Annotated in this window: 13 protein-coding genes; 6 read left to right on the forward strand and 7 right to left on the reverse strand. The window is 41.3% G+C overall.

What is annotated here, in order from left to right:
- Window position 1: 1 nt before the first annotated feature.
- From KI659_RS16890 to KI659_RS16900, 3 genes are all read left to right on the forward strand, one after another.
- Window positions 2-1,237, forward strand: coding sequence for a glycosyltransferase family 4 protein (locus KI659_RS16890; RefSeq protein WP_213946557.1), 1,236 nt, complete (start codon window positions 2-4; stop codon window positions 1,235-1,237).
- A gap of 438 nt (window positions 1,238-1,675) precedes the next feature.
- Window positions 1,676-2,794, forward strand: coding sequence for an MraY family glycosyltransferase (locus KI659_RS16895; protein ID WP_213946558.1), 1,119 nt, complete (start codon window positions 1,676-1,678; stop codon window positions 2,792-2,794).
- A gap of 1,023 nt (window positions 2,795-3,817) precedes the next feature.
- Window positions 3,818-6,517 carry a thiopeptide-type bacteriocin biosynthesis protein gene (locus tag KI659_RS16900; protein ID WP_213946559.1) on the forward strand — a complete coding sequence of 900 codons (2,700 nt, stop codon included), beginning with the start codon at window positions 3,818-3,820 and terminating at the stop codon, window positions 6,515-6,517.
- Between the two features lie 385 nt (window positions 6,518-6,902).
- On the opposite strand, the gene KI659_RS16905 is transcribed toward KI659_RS16900, so the two are convergent.
- From KI659_RS16905 to KI659_RS16935, 7 genes are all read right to left on the reverse strand, one after another.
- Complete coding sequence (locus KI659_RS16905; RefSeq protein WP_213946560.1) at window positions 6,903-7,634, reverse strand: LytR/AlgR family response regulator transcription factor; 732 nt, start codon at window positions 7,632-7,634, stop codon at window positions 6,903-6,905.
- On the reverse strand, window positions 7,627-8,706 hold the full coding sequence (locus KI659_RS16910; protein WP_213946561.1) for a histidine kinase: 1,080 nt from the start codon (window positions 8,704-8,706) through the stop codon (window positions 7,627-7,629). The genes KI659_RS16905 and KI659_RS16910 overlap by 8 nt, the downstream gene beginning before the upstream one ends.
- 328 nt (window positions 8,707-9,034) lie before the next feature.
- Complete coding sequence (locus KI659_RS16915) at window positions 9,035-9,280, reverse strand: hypothetical protein (protein WP_213946584.1); 246 nt, start codon at window positions 9,278-9,280, stop codon at window positions 9,035-9,037.
- A 187-nt stretch (window positions 9,281-9,467) separates the two neighbouring features.
- A complete protein-coding gene (locus KI659_RS16920; RefSeq protein ID WP_213946562.1) occupies window positions 9,468-9,680 on the reverse strand; it encodes a hypothetical protein in 213 nt (70 codons plus the stop codon).
- Between the two features lie 136 nt (window positions 9,681-9,816).
- On the reverse strand, window positions 9,817-10,047 hold the full coding sequence (locus tag KI659_RS16925; RefSeq protein ID WP_213946563.1) for a hypothetical protein: 231 nt from the start codon (window positions 10,045-10,047) through the stop codon (window positions 9,817-9,819).
- Window positions 10,035-10,481 carry a DUF5675 family protein gene (locus KI659_RS16930; RefSeq protein WP_213946564.1) on the reverse strand — a complete coding sequence of 149 codons (447 nt, stop codon included), beginning with the start codon at window positions 10,479-10,481 and terminating at the stop codon, window positions 10,035-10,037. Before KI659_RS16930 ends, KI659_RS16925 begins: the two co-directional genes overlap by 13 nt.
- The gene (locus KI659_RS16935; protein ID WP_213946565.1) at window positions 10,481-11,230 is read right to left on the reverse strand and encodes a hypothetical protein; all 750 of its coding nucleotides are present in this window, start codon (window positions 11,228-11,230) and stop codon (window positions 10,481-10,483) included. The genes KI659_RS16930 and KI659_RS16935 overlap by 1 nt, the downstream gene beginning before the upstream one ends.
- Before the next feature lie 801 nt (window positions 11,231-12,031).
- Here KI659_RS16935 and KI659_RS16940 point away from each other — a divergent pair.
- From KI659_RS16940 to KI659_RS16950, 3 genes are all read left to right on the forward strand, one after another.
- Window positions 12,032-15,169: a SusC/RagA family TonB-linked outer membrane protein gene (locus tag KI659_RS16940; protein ID WP_213946566.1), complete on the forward strand. Its 3,138-nt coding sequence runs from the start codon at window positions 12,032-12,034 to the stop codon at window positions 15,167-15,169.
- A 3-nt stretch (window positions 15,170-15,172) separates the two neighbouring features.
- Window positions 15,173-16,819 carry a RagB/SusD family nutrient uptake outer membrane protein gene (locus KI659_RS16945; protein ID WP_213946567.1) on the forward strand — a complete coding sequence of 549 codons (1,647 nt, stop codon included), beginning with the start codon at window positions 15,173-15,175 and terminating at the stop codon, window positions 16,817-16,819.
- A 263-nt stretch (window positions 16,820-17,082) separates the two neighbouring features.
- Entirely contained in the window at window positions 17,083-17,907 is an 825-nt protein-coding gene (locus KI659_RS16950; RefSeq protein WP_246535454.1) for an endonuclease/exonuclease/phosphatase family protein, read from the forward strand.
- Window positions 17,908-17,911: the final 4 nt, after the last annotated feature.

Here is a 17,911-nt window from a genome sequence, read left to right on the forward strand (position 1 = left end):
CATGAAGATATTATTTTTGACTGACAATTTCCCTCCGGAACTAAATGCTCCAGCCACAAGGACCTATGAACATTGTAAAGCTTGGGTCAATGCGGGGGTGGATGTAACTGTAATAACTTGCTTTCCCAACTTTCCTAAAGGCGAAATATTTCCAGGATACAAGAATAAACTGTACCAGAAGGAAGAAATTGATGGTATTAAAGTTATTAGAGTCTGGTCTTTAATTTTTGAAAATAAAGGAATTTTTAAAAGATTCCTTGACTTCATATCATTTTCTGTCACTGGATTTATAGCAGGACTATTTGTGAGGAAAATAGATAAGATTATTATAACCTCTCCTCAATTTTTTGTTACCTTTTCTGGCTTTTTTCTTTCCATATTTAAGCGAAAACCCTGGGTTTTTGAAGTCAGGGATCTTTGGCCGGAAAGCATAATAGTTCTGAACAATTACAATAAAAATTTCATGTTCAGAGTATTTGAAAAGTGTGAAATGTTTTTTTATAAAAATTCTTCACAAATAATTGCTGTTACAAAGGGTATCAGGGATAATATTATAGAAAGAGGAATTGATGCAGATAAGATAATTCTAATTAGGAATGGTTTTTCTTTTGAAAATCTGCCAGAGGATATCCAGGATAAATCGGCCTTAAAAAAGAGTATTGGATTAAAAGATAATGAAAAGCTAATTTCCTATATAGGCACTCATGGCCAAGCTCATGCCTTAGACTTCATAATTAAGACAATTGCCAAGGTTAATGATTTAAATATTAGGTTTCTTTTTATAGGCAATGGTGCTGAGAAGGATAATCTAATTCAATTAGCCAGTGATTTGGGTATTTCAAGAATTACCTTTATAGACTCAGTTCCTAAGGAGAGTGTATTTGAATATATTAAATTATCCGATTGGGCTTTGGTCAATCTAAAGAATGACCCCTTATTTGAAGGAGCTATACCATCGAAAATTTTTGAAAATGCGGCTCTTAAAACTCCCATTCTGCTGGGTGTAAAAGGGGAGGCAAAAGAATTAATTAATAAATATCAAGCTGGTATAACATTCGAGCCGGAAAGTGAATCTGATTTTATTAGGGTTTTGCAGCTTATCCATAATGATGAATTAAATTATTCTGAACTTCAGAACGGGGCCTTTGAGCTTGCGAAAGAATTTGATAGGGGCAAATTGGCTTTCAAGCTGCTACATTCTTTAAATGGCGACTTAAAAAAAACCTCCTTGGCTTAATTACATTTGAGTTGTAGGAGTTTCTCTCGGTTGTAGTAACTGAATTTAGGATGCCATGAAATATTGCGAATCGCCTTCAGAACTTTTTTCTGAAGGCGATTTGTATTTTACAGGGTTAAAGTGTTTAATTCTTTTGATTTATTAGGGCTTGGATTTAACGGTTCGTTTTGTGCCGCCTGTTTTGGGTTAAATAGTGCTATTTTTAAAAAAGGTTTGCCTTTACTCGCATGTATATTCTATCGGTCGCTCCGTTTGAAAGGTTAAATTTCAAAATGCGAATAAAGAGCATCTACCAATAGATTAATCCTTGAGAGATACTAAAAGGTTCATGATAAACTACCTTAAACGAGGTATTGCAGATAGGTTTTTATTGTTAGATCTTTACGGATTCTCATTAACTTGAATTCTTAATACAGGTTGAAATTATCAAATTTATCTATGCTTAGTGCTTTACCTTTTTTCATTCAGGTTGGTTTGTTCCTGGTTGTGCCGATGCTGATCACTTACTACATGATCCCCAAAATTGTTTGGGTGGCAAGGGAGAAGGAGTTGGTGGTGAAGCCGGATCATAGGTCATCGCACCATATCATAACGCCGTCTTTTGGGGGAGTAGCTTTTTTTATCTGCTTTATTATCTGCTACTCTTTTTTGAAAAACTTTTTTCCTACGGCCCCAAGTACCTTTGTTATCCCGGCTGTTACGTTATTGTTTGTAGTTGGACTTAAGGATGATCTGATGGCCTCTTCTGCAAGGGCCAAATTTATCGGGCAACTGATAGCTGTCAGCATGGTTATGATGAGTCCTGATTTTTATCAACTGAATTTGCATGGCTTTATTGGGATATATGCAATCCCTCCTTACATATCCATTCCTTTAATTTTCTTTTTTATGGTTGGGTTTATAAATGCATTCAACCTGATTGATGGGGTTGATGGTCTTGCAGCTTTTTTGGGGATTGTAATGCTTGGAGCTCTTGCCTTTCTATTCAATCAGGCTGGTAATTACTTCTATATATTAACCTGCATGATTCTCATAGGAATGCTGTTGGCTTACATCCGCTTTAATTTTTCTAAATCTCTTTCAAAAAAGATCTTTATGGGGGATACCGGCTCCTTGGTAATTGGATTTCTGTTGGCATTTCTTTCCCTAAAGGCTCTAACTTTGGAATGTGGGGGAATGAATTTGCCATGTTATAACTTGCCTCCTTTTTTACTATTGATTTTGGCGGTTCCTATTTTTGATACCTTGAGGGTGATGGTTGTAAGATACTTCCAAGGGAAAAACATCCTTTTGGCGGACAGAAACCACATACACCATATATTGATAGACCTTGGTTATACACATTTAAAAACTAGTCTGGTTCTTTCCTGCGCCAGTGCGGTACTGATCTTCATTGGTTATCAGCTCTCTTTTTATCTCAATTGGCCGGCTATGATGATCTTTCTGCTGGGCATATCCTTAATAATGGCGGTCCTATTTAATAATCTCAAGCGAAAAGTCAAGCCTATGAAGCTGAATAGGAAAAAGCTGGATATTTTAATGAGAATGTTTTTTTAGGAAGCTTCGTATAAATTTTTTGCTTTTCATTACTGCCCCATTCAACCGTCCCAAAACGACGCTCGTGACTTATGCTTGGCGCTTATCGGACATATGGAATCCGTTTATGTGCTGCGCACTGTGCCCTGAGCGCTGAGAGGGGATTCGCGGGTGATGTAGTGTCAGCCTCAAGAGTGGATTCCTGCCTTCTTCCTTCATGTTATTCAAAGCAGGATGGAGTGTTCACGTTCCAAGCGCTGAGCTCTGTGCACTGAGCGCTGAGAGAGGATTCCGCAAAGTGTTCACTTCAATGGTATAATCCTGCTATCTTCCCGTTGACCACTTTCATCCCGCGCAGTGCCCAGTGCTCGGTGCGCAGTGCACGCCCGTGAGCTCTGAGCGCTGAGCGCTGAGAGGGGATTCGGCAATTCATGTGGTGTTCACTTCAATGCTGCAATCCTGTCATCTTCCCGTTACCCACTTTCATCCCGCGCAGTGCCCAGTGCTCCGCGCGAAGTGCATGCCCGGAAGCCCTGTGCGCTGAGCTCTGAGAGGGGGGGGCGGGTGATGTAGTGTCAGTCAGCCTCAAAGTGGATTCCTGCCTNCGCGCGAAGTGCATGCCCGGAAGCCCTGTGCGCTGAGCTCTGAGAGGGGGGGGCGGGTGATGTAGTGTCAGTCAGCCTCAAAGTGGATTCCTGCCTTCTTTCTTCATGTCATTCAGAGCAGCATGGATTGTTCACGTTCTCAGCGCTGTGCCCAGTGCTCCGTGCACAGTGCACGTCCGAGATCTCGCCCCAATCTACTCGACCAACAAAGAACTGCCCCGTGAAATTTGCCTGGTGCTTCTCGGGTTATCCTTTATTTACTGAGCTACGTAGTAGATAATAGATTTTGGATTAGGGATGAGGGCTAGAATCATGAAAGTCCATATGTTGTCAACCAACGGATAAATCATGTCAGGTAAGGGGAGAATGGTGTGGGGGTATTGATGGGAGGGTGAGAAATATATAGAATTGGGTATGTTTCATTTTAACCCCAATTGTTATGGATTTTGTGTACCGATTGCCTAGCCTGGCTTTTGACCCGAGTGAGAAAACAGAAGTGCAGGCGAATTACCCAAAGTTGTTGAAGTTAATCCACTTATCCTCTCCTGATTTCTATGCCAGGATTAAAGATGTTCCCTATGAGAAACTTAGCAACAAGGAATTATTGACTCTTCATAAATATCTTCTTCGAGGGCGGTATAGGCCTGTCCCATTTGGTCTTTGGGCCGGGGTGGGGCTGGGGAGCTTTGGAGAAGTATCTGCATTTAGTGAAGTGAAGACTAACTTTGTTATATCCCATAATGAGGAAATTCTTCTAAACAATAAAATAAATGCTCTTTCCAAAGAGAGGTTGTATAAAGGAAAGTACTCAATTAATTCCAGCGCCTCCCTAGTGGGAAATCATGTCTACTTTTGGTCAAAGGATAGAAAAACCTATAAGTGGAAGGAAAACAGGTTGGATAGTAATCCCGTATTCCAAAAGGTCGTTCAGTACCTTCACCAACATGCTTATTTAGATTTTCAGGAGTTTAAGAAGTGGTTTGCCAATGTGCCCCTCAGAATAATTCGCCAATTATGGAAAAGTGTAATTGCATCCAAACTTATTATCCTTAAGCAGAGGTCTACCTCCAAATGTAAATCATTTGTTAATGATGATTTCATAAACGTGGATGTCAAGCAACATTTGGATGAGGGAAATATGGTAGATCTTCATCTTTCCCACCGACTCAGCCAATCTTATACGGTTCAGCAAAGTTTATCAATGCTTAATGATGAAATAGGGAATTTGGTATATAAGCCGAAATCACTTTATACAGAAAGTTTTAAGCAATCATTTTACCAGGAACATGATGATCGCTTTGTAGCACTTTCGGAAGTGATGAAACCATACACTGAACTGAGCGCTCACTTTAAATCCAAAAAGTGGAATTATCAACAAGAAATAAAGCCTAAGGGTTTTGCACATCTTTCTTCTTTTATCAAAACGGCGAAGCCTGGAGCTACGGTGGACCTAAGCAAGAAATTAAAAAAGAAGAGCCTGGCCATTGCTCCGGAAACAACTGTTTTATATCGACTTGGTCCCCATGATTCTCTAGTATTAGACAATGTCACTTGTGGAAGAACTTTGGCATTGGGTGGAAGATTTACCCTTGATGATGACAAGTTACAATTTTACAAAGGCATTGCAAGCAGCTCTCTGTCTAATAGCTCAATTATCTATGCTGATGTTAAATTTGACGAGTCTCCCCTCGTAAATAGTTTGGCTTCCCACATCAATTGTGTTCAGTACTCCATTCATGTGACTGATAATGTGTTTGGCCAAAATTCCATACCGCTTCATTCCATTTTTATTGGTATAAGTGATGGAAGGGTGGTCCTGTATTGGAAGGACATGAAAAAAGAGATCATTCCTATCATTCAACATGCTGTCGATCCTAGGCATATTACCCACCCATTAGGTCGATTAATGTGGGAGATTGCCCATCAGGATAGAGCTCGGCTGGTGACGGATACTTACAAACCTAGTGTAGATACCCCATATTTGCCCCAGCTCAATTGGAGAAATTTAATTCTCAGCCCAGCCTCCTGGCTCATACAGGAAAGGGACACCTTAACACATAAAACATTTTTGGAGGTAATGAAGAAGTATAATATGCCCGATAGGGTACTAATAGGAGATGGTGATCAGGAGCTATTGATTGACACGAGGTGTAGAAAATCGATGGAAATCTTTTATCATGAGGTCAGGAAAAAGGGGAGCATGATTGTAAGAGATTGTCAGTGGATCCACAATGAGTCATTTCAGAATAGTAATGGGCAGTCTTTATATCCACAATTTAGTACCAGTCTTTCCCAAAAGGATTTCAATTATAGTAGCGTAAAGTTGTTTTTTAACCCCAAAGGAAAGCCGGACCCAGACTGGCTTTCCTTTAAAATCCGAATGCTTCCGGATGATGTAATATTTTTTCTGCAGGACACCTGGCTTGATCTAATTGAGAGGGAGGAAGGTTCTGATAGAATTAGCAAATGGTATTACTTGGCCTTTGAGGATGATTGTTATCATATCAAGTTAAGGATAAAAGTAGGTAAAGAGGCGAAAAATGATTGCTCCCAACAGTTTTTACATTTATTAAGTAAATTGCCGATGGTAAAGTCAGTCGAATTGCAGGATTATTTTCCCGAGCCAATAAAATATGGTCATGGCACTAGGCATATCTCCGAAAGCATTTTCTATTTAGAATCCCAATATGCAGCTGGGATAGGTGACAAACCCAGCATGTTTAATTGCAATTATGAGGAGTTGTTTACATTACTTGTGGGGCTGGGAAGTGAATTGATCACAAAGAGTGGACGTGCACTGGAGTGGAAAAGGCGCTACCAAAGTGAGGTAATTGGAAAGCATGGAAAGCTCGATAGGGTGCGGCAGTCTGAGTTCTACAGAGATTTTGTAGCTGATAAAATAATACCTGAGAGATTTGAATCCTTAATCGCCCATTATATGAGGCTGATTGAGCAGCATGAATATTGGGATCAAGAAGAGAAAGTGTTTACGCTGATTGAAAACCATATCCATATGTTTATAAATAGGATATTTCCGGAGAATCCCCAGGCTGTTGAGCATTTGATATGGAGTGGGATTTTTAAGAAAGTTAATGAGTTTATTAATATACCAGTGATAGCTGGGTATTTAGAGGATTAGTGAATTAGTTGATTTGCAAGTAGGGGCTCTCTGTAATGGGGAGCCTTTTTTTGCTTCTAAGCGGAAAATAATGGGCCACCAACACAAAGCTTTATAGCGGAGATAAATTGGCCACCAAGGACACTAAGTTTAAAAAGAAGTTGCACACTTGTCCCGAGGAGCTTTTCGCGGATCGGGAAAGGCCTCTTCGCGGAGTAAAATTGGTCACTAAGTCGCACAAAGTTTAAAAAATGAAGTCGCACGAAGTTCCAGGACGCGGAAAAAATGGGGTCACAAAGTTTAAATAATGAAGTCGTACGAAGGTTTTCCGACGCGGATCAAAATGGTAGTTGTGCGAAGTCGGAGACATTCGCACAACTGTGACGACTGTGAATTGTAGAAAGGATTAGAGGATCTTGGGTTTGAGGGTTTTGAGGAAGAGGGTTTTGTATTTTCGGCTGATGGGGATCTCTTGGCCGTTTTTTAGAGTGAGCAGGTTGGGTTTAATAGTTATAACGTTGGAGGTGTTTACTAAGTAGGAGTTGTGAACTCTAATGATGTCATAGTTTTTCAGGCGATCTTCCAGATTTGCCAATGAGCCTGTAATGCTGTACTTTGATTTTTCGGTGTATAAATCATTAAAGTCCTGGCCGGCATGTATGCTTTGGATATCCTGGATTCTAATTTTCACTAATTTTCCACTGTGGGATAAATAGATTACTTCATCGGAAGGAAGCGGAGATATATTATGGCGACTGCCCGTGATACCGGTAATACGCTTAACAGCTTTTCTCAATGCGATTTCCAATCGATCTGGCATTATAGGTTTTTCCAAAAAATCCACAGGCTCGGTTGGAATAATTTCCTTTGCCTTCACTTCGGTGCCACTGATGAAAATGATTGGGCATTTCGTGGCCATAACTATTGCCGCCAATTCAGATCCGGAATATTTGGGCATCCGAACATCCAAAATTCCAATATCGATGACACCTGAATTCATTCCTAAAATAAATTTCTCTGGATCAGTGGTTGCCAATTTTAGTTTGAATCCTTCCATATCGGAAATAAGCATTTTAACTAAATCCAATACATGCTGTTCGTCATCAATTATTGCCACATTGTATTTGAATTCAGTCATAAAATAGTTCTAATTTTAAGTTGAAAACATTGTCACTTACGCTTTTTTCAAAAGTAAAATTTTCTCCAAAATCATGTTTGAGTATTTCCATTAAAAAATGGTCACCTATCCCGTGGGATATGACATCAGGTTTGTCCACGATTTCATTTCGGATTAAAATTGCAAGGGTTTTTTTGCCAGAAGAAGAATAACTTGAGATTTGTATTGATGCTGGAAACTCTGGATTATTGACTATTCCGTATTTAAATACATTCTCTACCAGCCCAGTAATCATCAGCTTCGGGATATAACAGTCAGCCATAAGGATATAATCAACTGCATTGTTGAACTCCAGGTTGAGGGTGTCTTTGAATCTTCTTTGCTGGAATTTCAAGAAGGTTTCCAAATGGCTTATTTCTGTTTGGATAAGCTGTGGCCCCTCATGGTAGAATATGTATTTCAGCATTTGTGATAATCTTCCCATAGCATAAAATACTTCTTTAGAGTGGGGGTAAATGTCTGTGCAGAGTGAGTTAAAGACATTACCTACAAAATGAGGATTTAAGGCGAGCTCCTGTGATCTTCTTTCTACCCCATTCACTACTTTTTTCCAGTAACTTTCCTGAGCACGAAGATTAGCCATTGCTTCTATCATATTGCTGTAGAATGCCATCCCAAGCCCCAAGCAAGAGAATAAGAAGAAACGCCAGGTCTCATGAACCCAAAGTTCTATTAACGAATAGTTGGTGACCCCGCTCCAGTGTGTAAAGAGGTACTTTGAAATATACATTCCCATCAGGAGAAGTGTAAAAGAAATTAAGTGATCCAAATTATCCTTATCCTTCTGCATATAGATAAAAGCACCGCCTATCCCACTTACATAAAATAAGACTATAACAAAAATGAGATTAATCAAGATGTAATCCATTTCGAAAGGATTTGCAACAAACTGCATTGAAAACTCTCCAAAGAAAATTTTCAAGCTCCAACCAATCAAGTGAAAATACCATTTTTTGACAATCAACTGATTAATAATGTCAGATAAGGGGATTATCTCGTTATCTAAGTTTTCTGCATTGCTTTCCATTTTCATAGCTGGTAATTTGAAATAAAAAAAGACATTATGATACAGCTAAAAGATTTAGAAACCTTTTCTGCCATAAGAGTAGAAAGAACTTGCAGGACATTTCCTTTCACTATGCCTTCTTCAAAATTCCATGAGAGTTTGTTCTGGAGTATTTTTCAAGAATGCACGACAACTACAGTTACTGGATAAACAGGAATTAGTTCCAAAAAGAAATCAATAACCATGTGAATCCACAGGATGGGTCATTGACTATGCTGAGAACCGGATAAAGATCCGGGTTGGGCTGGCGCCCAAACAAACAAAAGTGCAGGGCTGGGATCCTGCACTTTTTTGTTTAATCAGCAATAACCTCGTAAAGATATTCCAATACTTTTTGCGCAGGGATGCCGTGAAAGCCTACATATTCCTCAATGGTCACTAGATGACTTTTGGGTTTATTGTAGTATACTTTAATCTCTCTAAGCACCTTATATGCATAACTTCGGCTTCTGCCAGTCATGGTCATAATATCCTGAGCATAAACTACAGCTCTTCTCCTGTTGGCCACGATGGAATATCTTGTCAGTACATAGTTGTGCAATAAGAAAATGTGAAGTAGGTTTCTTTCATAAGGTTAAATTTTATGTTTAGTTACAAGTACAATATAATACTTAATGATTAAATTCAAAATATTTTTTATTTAATTATCTGCAATTATTCCAGATGTCTTTTTTTCTTTTGATTGACAGGACGAAAGACCGATGACGTGATAGGCCCAATTGAATTGGTCATTTATCTTCTTTGGCGACTTGGCTTACAGCGGTGATTATGGTCCCGGCTGTGAGGATATACCCTCCGAGATTGACAATTGCCAATGGTATGGCTACCGGAGCACTCATGATGGCTGTGCCTACCGCAATCAATATGAGGCCTCCTTTTTGCAATTTTTTGAAAAATGGAGGAGTTGGGGATTCGATTCTATTTTTGATTTCTTTGTACATGGGTTGATTTGGTTAGATGTCGGATGTTGGATGACCGATGACCGATGACCGATGTCGGATGACGGATGTCGGATGATGACTGAAAGTAGTATATGTTTCGTGCGAAGTCGGAGACGTTCGCACAACCGGCAACTTGTTACGATGGGGGATGACGGATTCTTTCGGTCATCTTGAGGCGGTCGTCGGCTAGCCATTCTTTGATGATCTGCTGTTCTGTTTTTAGTACAATACATAGGTCGCGCAGTTCCCTTTGTTCTACCCGCATGAGCCTAATGTCCAAAATCATCAGGTGCAGGAAATAGGAAAGGGTAGAAAGGAGGAGTGTTACCACCCCTCCAATCATCATAGACATATTTAATCCATCCATGATCGTTCGTATTGCACGAGGTTAAGAGCAGCATCTGGATAGCTCCTTATCTCCAGAATTACCTCCTCACCACCATCGATCACAGAATAGATCATTTCCTTTAACTTTTCAAAGGCATGTCTAGATTGCAGCCCAATTCCCTCACCTTTCAGTTTGGTAACCGGAGCTATACAGCCTTTGAGCTCTTTTCCGGCATTATTGGCACAATGGATTAGGATCAGGCTACGGCCAGGGACGTCTTTCAAGGCTATATGCCACCCATGCCGATCTGAAAACCTTTTTTCCAATACGTACACTCCTTCTGGAATACATGAAAATTCTTTTTCATTCCGCTTCCAAGGCAGCTCAATGGTATGACAGAGTTTAAAGTCTTCAATCGTCATAGTGCCGTTGGTGCCGCCGGGCCAATACTCTCTTTCAAGATGGATCTTCATTAGGTAGTTTGGGTTAAGATCATTTTAGCCGCATTGTGCGCACCGTTGTTCAGGGTGTAAAGCTTATCGTTGACCTCTTGAAGGAATTCGATACCCAATGCATAAAACTGATGGTTGCCCATATCGACAACTTTTGATACTTCGACATTGAAGGCCGGCAGCTCATCGTTATCCAGTGGAAATGCGTCTGTAATCTGCATTTCAGTTCTTGATTCACCCTGCTCGAAATCTACACCTACTCCCACCACGAAGAATTTAAAATGGGTAGAGCCTGATGGGAAGGCCAGATACTTTCTTGGTACAAAGGATCCAAATTGAATGTCTACCGAGGTATCTCCGTTGTCAATGCTGTAAGGGCAATAGACTGTGGCTTCCATCATTGAATTATTGCTGAATTGAAAGCCTTCGAACAGACTGATATCACCATTCTCAACTTTTCGCTCTCCTCTATTGGAGAAGCTATCTGTCTTCAGGACTTTAAGGGCCTGTGAATAGATTCTGTTGTGGGTCCGGATGTCTCGGGCTCTTAGGGTAATTTCCCTAAAGGCATCTTTAAGGATTTTGCCTGCTCTGGCTGCCTGCGTGAATTCGGCGATGTTTTCCCGGGTCCGTTCAAACTGGGCATCGTTCATTATGCGGTCTCTTGATACTCCGCCTTTTTGCCTGGCTTTATAGCCTGTTTTTGATTTGTAAAAAGTAACATCTCCGATGGTACCTTCCAATTTAATGAAACTCGATTGTCTTGCCATTTAGCTATGGTTTTATTTGTTTAACATGCCCAAATATTAGCCTAAATGTCTGATAATCAAATTGAAAGTGGAATATGTGGAATCTATGTATTCTGTGGAAAATATGGAAAATGTGTAAAATGGGAGGGGCTGGGGTCGCACTATCTCTGGGGATACCCCAGGGATGATGGGGGGATGATAAGGGACTGGTAGGGGGATGCCCGATGTCGGGTGTCGGATGTTGGATGTCGGATGACCGGTGTCGGATGTTTATTACGCTCCCAGCAGGAAGTAACTTACGTAAGTATTAACGTGCCCGCCTGCCTACGTCCGGCCGGCAGGGTTCTGCTTAAGGTCAGTCACGTTTTGGGCTGAGGGTTCTTTAACGGGAACATGTACGTTGATCTTCGTAAGCTTCGCTTGAAAAGGATTTTCGTTAGGCGTGGGGTACGATGAGAATTTAGAAAATCTTTCCAGGTCGGGAAAAATGTCACGAGAGCTGAAAGGTTTTTTGGCGAATGTGTTTGCGGAGATTGGGTATTGATTTAGGAGGTAATGGGATAATCGTAATGAGATAGTGAAATAGTTAACATTTTGAAAACATTGGGCATGGATTGTTAACATTTTGATATATTTTAAATAATGAGAATAACATTTTTAAAAATCTTATAAAAGTTTTGTTTTGATTTATAAAACGTTTGCATAACTTGGTGATATGATTTGAGAATTGTATCTCGGATCAAGCAGGGAATTAGGTCGATTGCTGTCAAAAGAAAGCCAATTTTAATATGCATTTATATCATCAAAACAATCCATTTTATTATGAACCTACTTGTATCCAGCAGGCGTACATTGAGGTTGCAGAGGTTGCTGCCCTTAGGGTGTGCAGTTTTGCTTTGCACCAGTGTACCCAACGTCCAGGCTAAAGATGCCAGGCTCCCATTTTATGAAATCAATGGCCTTATTCAACAGGCTCCTTACACCGGAAGGGTGTTTGATGGAGATTCAAATGAAACAATTCCAGGCGTTACCGTTAATATAAAGGGTACCCAAAACGGAACCGTAACCGAAATTGATGGCAGTTTCGAAATTGATGCTCAGCCTGGTGAGACTCTTATCATAAGGGCAATGGGCTACACTACTCAAGAAGTAGTTCTTACAGAGGAAACCAATCTTGATATTTTTCTAGCTACTGATTCCAGGCAATTAGACGAAGTAGTGGTAGTGGGATATGGCGAGCAAAAGAGGATCAACCTTACCGGGGCGGTAAGTACTATTGGAGCCAATGAGATGCGAAGCAGGCCCATTACTACAATTGGCGAGGCGCTGCAGGGGCAGATGCCTGGAGTAACTGTAAGAAACACCAGTGCCCAACCAGGCCAAAGGGGAAATGAAATCCGCATCCGTGGAATCGGTACTCTTGGAGATGCCAATCCTTTGGTAGTAATTGATGGGGTACCAGGTGGGAATCTTAATATACTGAACCCTGATGATGTAGAAAGCATATCGGTGCTGAAAGATGCCGCCTCTTCGGCCATATATGGTGTAAGGGGTGCCAATGGAGTAATCTTAGTGACTACGAAAAGGGGAAAAAAGGGTGACTCTCCTACGGTGTCCTACTCGGGATATATGGGAATGCAGACACCAACCGCAGTACCCGAACTTTTAGGTTCTCCAGAATACATGGAGCTTTTAAATGAGAGCCAATTGAATGTGGGAAGAAATCCTACCTATACACAAGGTGATATCAATATTGCGCGTAGCGGTGAAGACCCTAATTACTTTGCCAATACGAACTGGATGAATGAAATTCTTCGCAGCAGTGCTCCCCAGCAAAACCATAACGTATCAATTAATGGAGGAGGGGAAAATATGAGCTATTACCTTTCTTATGGCAATCTCCAAGAGGGCGGACTGGTGACAGGTGATAATTATAAAGCAGAAAGAAACAATGTAAGGCTAAGGGTCAACACCCAAGTAATTGATAAATTGGATATCGATGTAAATCTAGGTTATGTAGACAGAAGTTACTCAGGTTCTTCTTTTGGAATTGGGGCGGCTTCGGGTCCGATATACGCGGCCAATCAAATACTTCCCCTAGTTCCGGTACGGTTTACCACGGGAGGCTGGGGATATATAGGAGGACAATCCAACCCTGTGGCAGTGGTAACAGATGGTGGGACCAATGATTTTTCCTCACAAGAATTTACCGGAAATGTCAGTGCCCGCTTAGAGTTGTTTGATGGATTCAGCGTGCGTGGGCAATATGGTCTAATAAGCTCCAATTCAAAGCGGAATATCTTTACGAAAACAGTTGACTATTTCAGTCCGGATGACGGGTCACTTATCTACCAAACCAATCCGATCAATAGGATCGACTCTAGGGATTATGTAAGTACTTATCAGACATTTATTGCAACGGCTGAATATGATAAGACTTTCAATGATATTCATGATATTAAAATCTTGGCTGGAGCTTCCCAAGAGGAATTTATAGGAGATAACTTTACGGCAAGCAGGACGCATTTGGTGAGCCAGGAGGTAGGTCACATTAACCTTGGTACTGAAAACCAGTTAAATACGGGCAATGCTTCCCAAAATGCCCTTCAATCCTTATTTGGAAGGGTTAATTATGGGTTGAATAACAAGTATTTGGCTGAGGTGAACTTCAGATATGACGGTTCTTCCAGGTTTTCTCCCGATGTAAGATGGAACATGTTTACCTCTGCCTCTGTGGGGTGGATATTTTCAGAGGAAAGCTTTTTTGATAATCTCCGCAATGTAATTGAATCCGGTAAAATTAGGGCAAGTTATGGTACTCAGGGCAATGACCGTGTGGGCAGTGACTTTGCATATCTATCCACTTATGGACCGGTCAACAATACTTTCCCAATAGGAGGTAATTATACAATAGGTTATCGAGAAACCGGGGTACCCAACTCACTTTTGACTTGGGAGACCATGGAAAAGATGAATATAGGCCTGGATTTTCAAACCCTCAATGGGCGGTTAGGAATAATTGCAGACTATTATATTAACAATACCCGTGATATCTTATTGGTGGTGCCATTACCAGATGTATTGGGCACAGGCTATCCACCCCAGAATGCCGGGATGGTGAGAAATGAAGGTTGGGAATTGGGTGTATCCTGGAGGGACCAGATTAGGGAATTTCGCTATGGGGTGAGTTTTAACTTGTCCGATGTGAGAAATGAGGTTGTAAGTTTAGGTGGAGTACCACCCACATTCGGCGACCAAGTAAGACTATTGGGTCATCCTATAGATGCTTTCTATGGTTTGGTAGCTGACAGGATTGCCCAACCTTCTGATTTTGATTTTAATGAAGAAACGGGGGTTTATACTCCAAATTTCCCTACCATACCTGGGGATCCCGTTCAGCCTGGGGATATTATATACAGAGATTTGGATGGGGATGGAGAAATCTCTTTAGATACCGATAGAACGGTAATCGGCAGTCCAATTCCGAGATACACCTACGGCTTGCAGTTAGAGGCCGGATGGAGAGGGTTTGACATCAGCCTCTTTATTCAGGGTGTAGGAAAGGCAAATGGACTTATCAACGGTCCGGGTAGGCATGCGCTGATCAATGAGGGGTCAATGCCCCAACATATCCATTTGGATAGATGGACACCAGAAAATCCAAACGCTTCTTACCCGAGATTGACTTATCAACAGTCTTATAATCAGCGATTATCCACTTTTTGGCTAGAGGATGCTTCTTATTTGAGGCTAAAGAATTTACAGATAGGATATACCCTACCTTCAAATCTTCTTTCCCGTCTTAGAATCAATTCGATGCGGGTGTATGCTTCCGGTGATAATCTGTTGACCAGAACTAATTTCTTTTATGCCTATGATCCTGAGACCCCTGTGAGTAGTGGAGGTTTTTATCCTCAGGTCAAGACCTTCATTTTAGGAGTAAACTTCAATTTGAAATAAGTGATGAAAAAATTTATATATACTTCGGTGATAGTGGCTTTGAGCCTTACTTCTTGTTCGGAAGATTATTTGGACAGAGTGCCTTTGGATGCCATAGTGGATGAAACATTTTGGGAGAATGAAGACCAATTGATTCTAGCGGTAAATGCGATTTATGGCAATATTAAAGCAAAAAACACGGTCGATTTTGAAAATATAGGTGACAATACTCTCTGGCCATCCACTACTGCTTATTTGCAGATAGGGAGTGGGAATTTCAACCACGATCTAGCTACGCTTAACAATGAGTGGAGAAACATGTATGCTGGAATTAGACAATGCAACAATTTCCTTGAAAATTATGAACAAGCCTTTGTGGCTGTTCCTGAAAGAAGGGAAATATTAGCCGCTGAGGTAAGGGTAATCAGAGCCTATCTCTATAGCTATCTAAGCGAACTGTTTGGTGATGTTCCCTTGGTCACTACGGTGCTGGATATTGATGAGTTGTACGGTGGAAGGGATCCAAAAGAGCAGGTTGTGGAATTTGTGCTTACGGAACTTCAGGAAGCTGCGGACATTCTTCCAGCGGAAATTCCAAGTGGAAACGATCTGGGAAGAATAAGAAAAGGAGCCGCATTGGGACTCAAGGCTAGAGTCGCTCTATATAATGGCTTTTATGATGTGGCAGAGGTGGCTTCTCAAGAGGTTATGAATTTGGGACTCTATGAACTGTATAGTAATGGAGATCCCTCTACGAGCTACAATGATTTATTTACCTATAGTGGCAGGCAGGCTAGAGGCAATAATCGGGAAACGATGATTGCCAGACTTCACCTTGAGGAGATCAACAGACATAATTTAAGTAGGGAAATTCAAGTGCCTGATCAAAATGCCAGATTCAACCCTACCAAATCTTTGGTGGATTCCTATCTCTGTATTGACGGCTTACCTATAGACCGTTCACCTTTATATAGTGAGGAAAGCTATGAGGCGATCTTTGAAAACAGGGATCCAAGGATGAGTCAGACCATATTGGCACCTGGATCACCCTGGGGAGGAAGATTTGACGGAAACCCAGACAATGACGATCCGTCGGTTTATACGGCTCCCAAGTTCCGTTCAGACCGAAGGGGGTCAGTAACCGTAACCGGTTATTATTTCACCAAGTATGTAGAGCCATCCACGGTACATCAAGTAACGCAGGATGTAAATGATATTCATGTGTTGAGGTATGCAGAAGTACTATTGACCTACGCAGAGGCCAAGTTGGAGCTGGGAAGCCTTACTCAATCGGACTTGGATATCAGCATCAATTTACTTCGGGAGAGAGTGGGAATGAGACCGATGGTAATTTCCGAGCTTCAGGCCAACCAATTGGATTTGAGAGAAGAAATCAGGAGGGAAAGAAGAGTGGAGCTTGCATTGGAAGGTCAGCGGTACTTTGATATAAAGCGGTGGAGACAGGGAGATTTGCTAGCTGAGGATACCAAGGGGGTGAGAAGAGATTTGGTATTGGCACAAGACGAAGTGGCTAATGTACAGGTAGATTCAGATGGCTATGTGGTAGCCTTGACAAACCGGAGATTTGAGGATCCTAAAAACTACCTATGGCCGGTGCCTTTGGTTCAGCTGGAGCGGAATCCGGTGTTGGGGCAGAACCCGGGGTGGTAGATGGATCTAAATATGGTCACTAAGGGCTCGGGGATTAAAATTGGTCACTAAGTCGCACTAAGTTTAGAAATAAGTCGCGCTAAGTTCCTCGACGCGGAAAAAATTGGTCACAGAGTTTAAAAAGAGCTAGGCACTGAGTCACACAGAGTTTTCTTCGCGGAGAATGTCGGATGTCAGGTGTCGGATGTCGGATGTCAGATGTCGGGGGCGTTTGCGCAGCTGGAAATGGGAATAATAATTTTAATGAAAAAACAGATTACGACATGAAAAATTTGATGATGCTTTCTTTGTTTGGCTTGTTAATGTTTGGCTGCAGCGAGACGCAGGATGCCGAGCAGGGTCAGGAAATACAAGAGGAAACTGAGAATAAAGAAGCCAAATTAAAGGTATTGACCTATAACATCCACCATGCAAATCCTCCTTCCCAGCCGGGACTGATTGATTTGGAAGCTATAGCAAGAGTGATCAAGGAATCGGATGCTGATCTGGTGGCTTTGCAGGAGGTGGATGTGAAAACAGAAAGATCGGGTGTAGATTTGGACCAAGCTGCTGCTTTGGGTGAACTCACCGGCATGTATCATTATTTTGAAAAGTCTATAGATCATCAGGGGGGTGAGTATGGCAATGCTATATTATCCAGGTTTCCAATTGAGGAATCTTCCAAACATGCTATTTCTAATATGGAAGGCGTAAACTCTGAGCGAAGAGCTGTTTTGCAAATTAAGGTAGATGTGGAGGGTCAACCATTTTGGTTTGCGAGTACTCATTTAGATTATTCCAACAAAGAGAATAATCTTCATCAATCGAAGGAGGTGGCAGGCTTGTATCGGGATTCAGAAATTCCTGTGATTCTCGCCGGAGACTTTAATGCTTTGCCAGATAGTGAGGGAATCAATTATCTTGAGGGTTATTTTGAGAGAACATGTAGACATAATTGCGGCTACACCATTCCGGAGAAGAACCCGAACCGTACAATTGATTTCATCATGTTTACCAAAGATGCCGGCATCGAGGTGGTAGAGCATCGGGTAATACCTGAAGAGTATGCCTCCGATCACCGTCCTGTTTTTGCTTCCCTTACCTATTAACTAC

The sequence above is a fragment of the Litoribacter ruber genome, from assembly GCF_018449405.1.
GTDB classification, from domain to species: domain Bacteria; phylum Bacteroidota; class Bacteroidia; order Cytophagales; family Cyclobacteriaceae; genus Litoribacter; species Litoribacter ruber.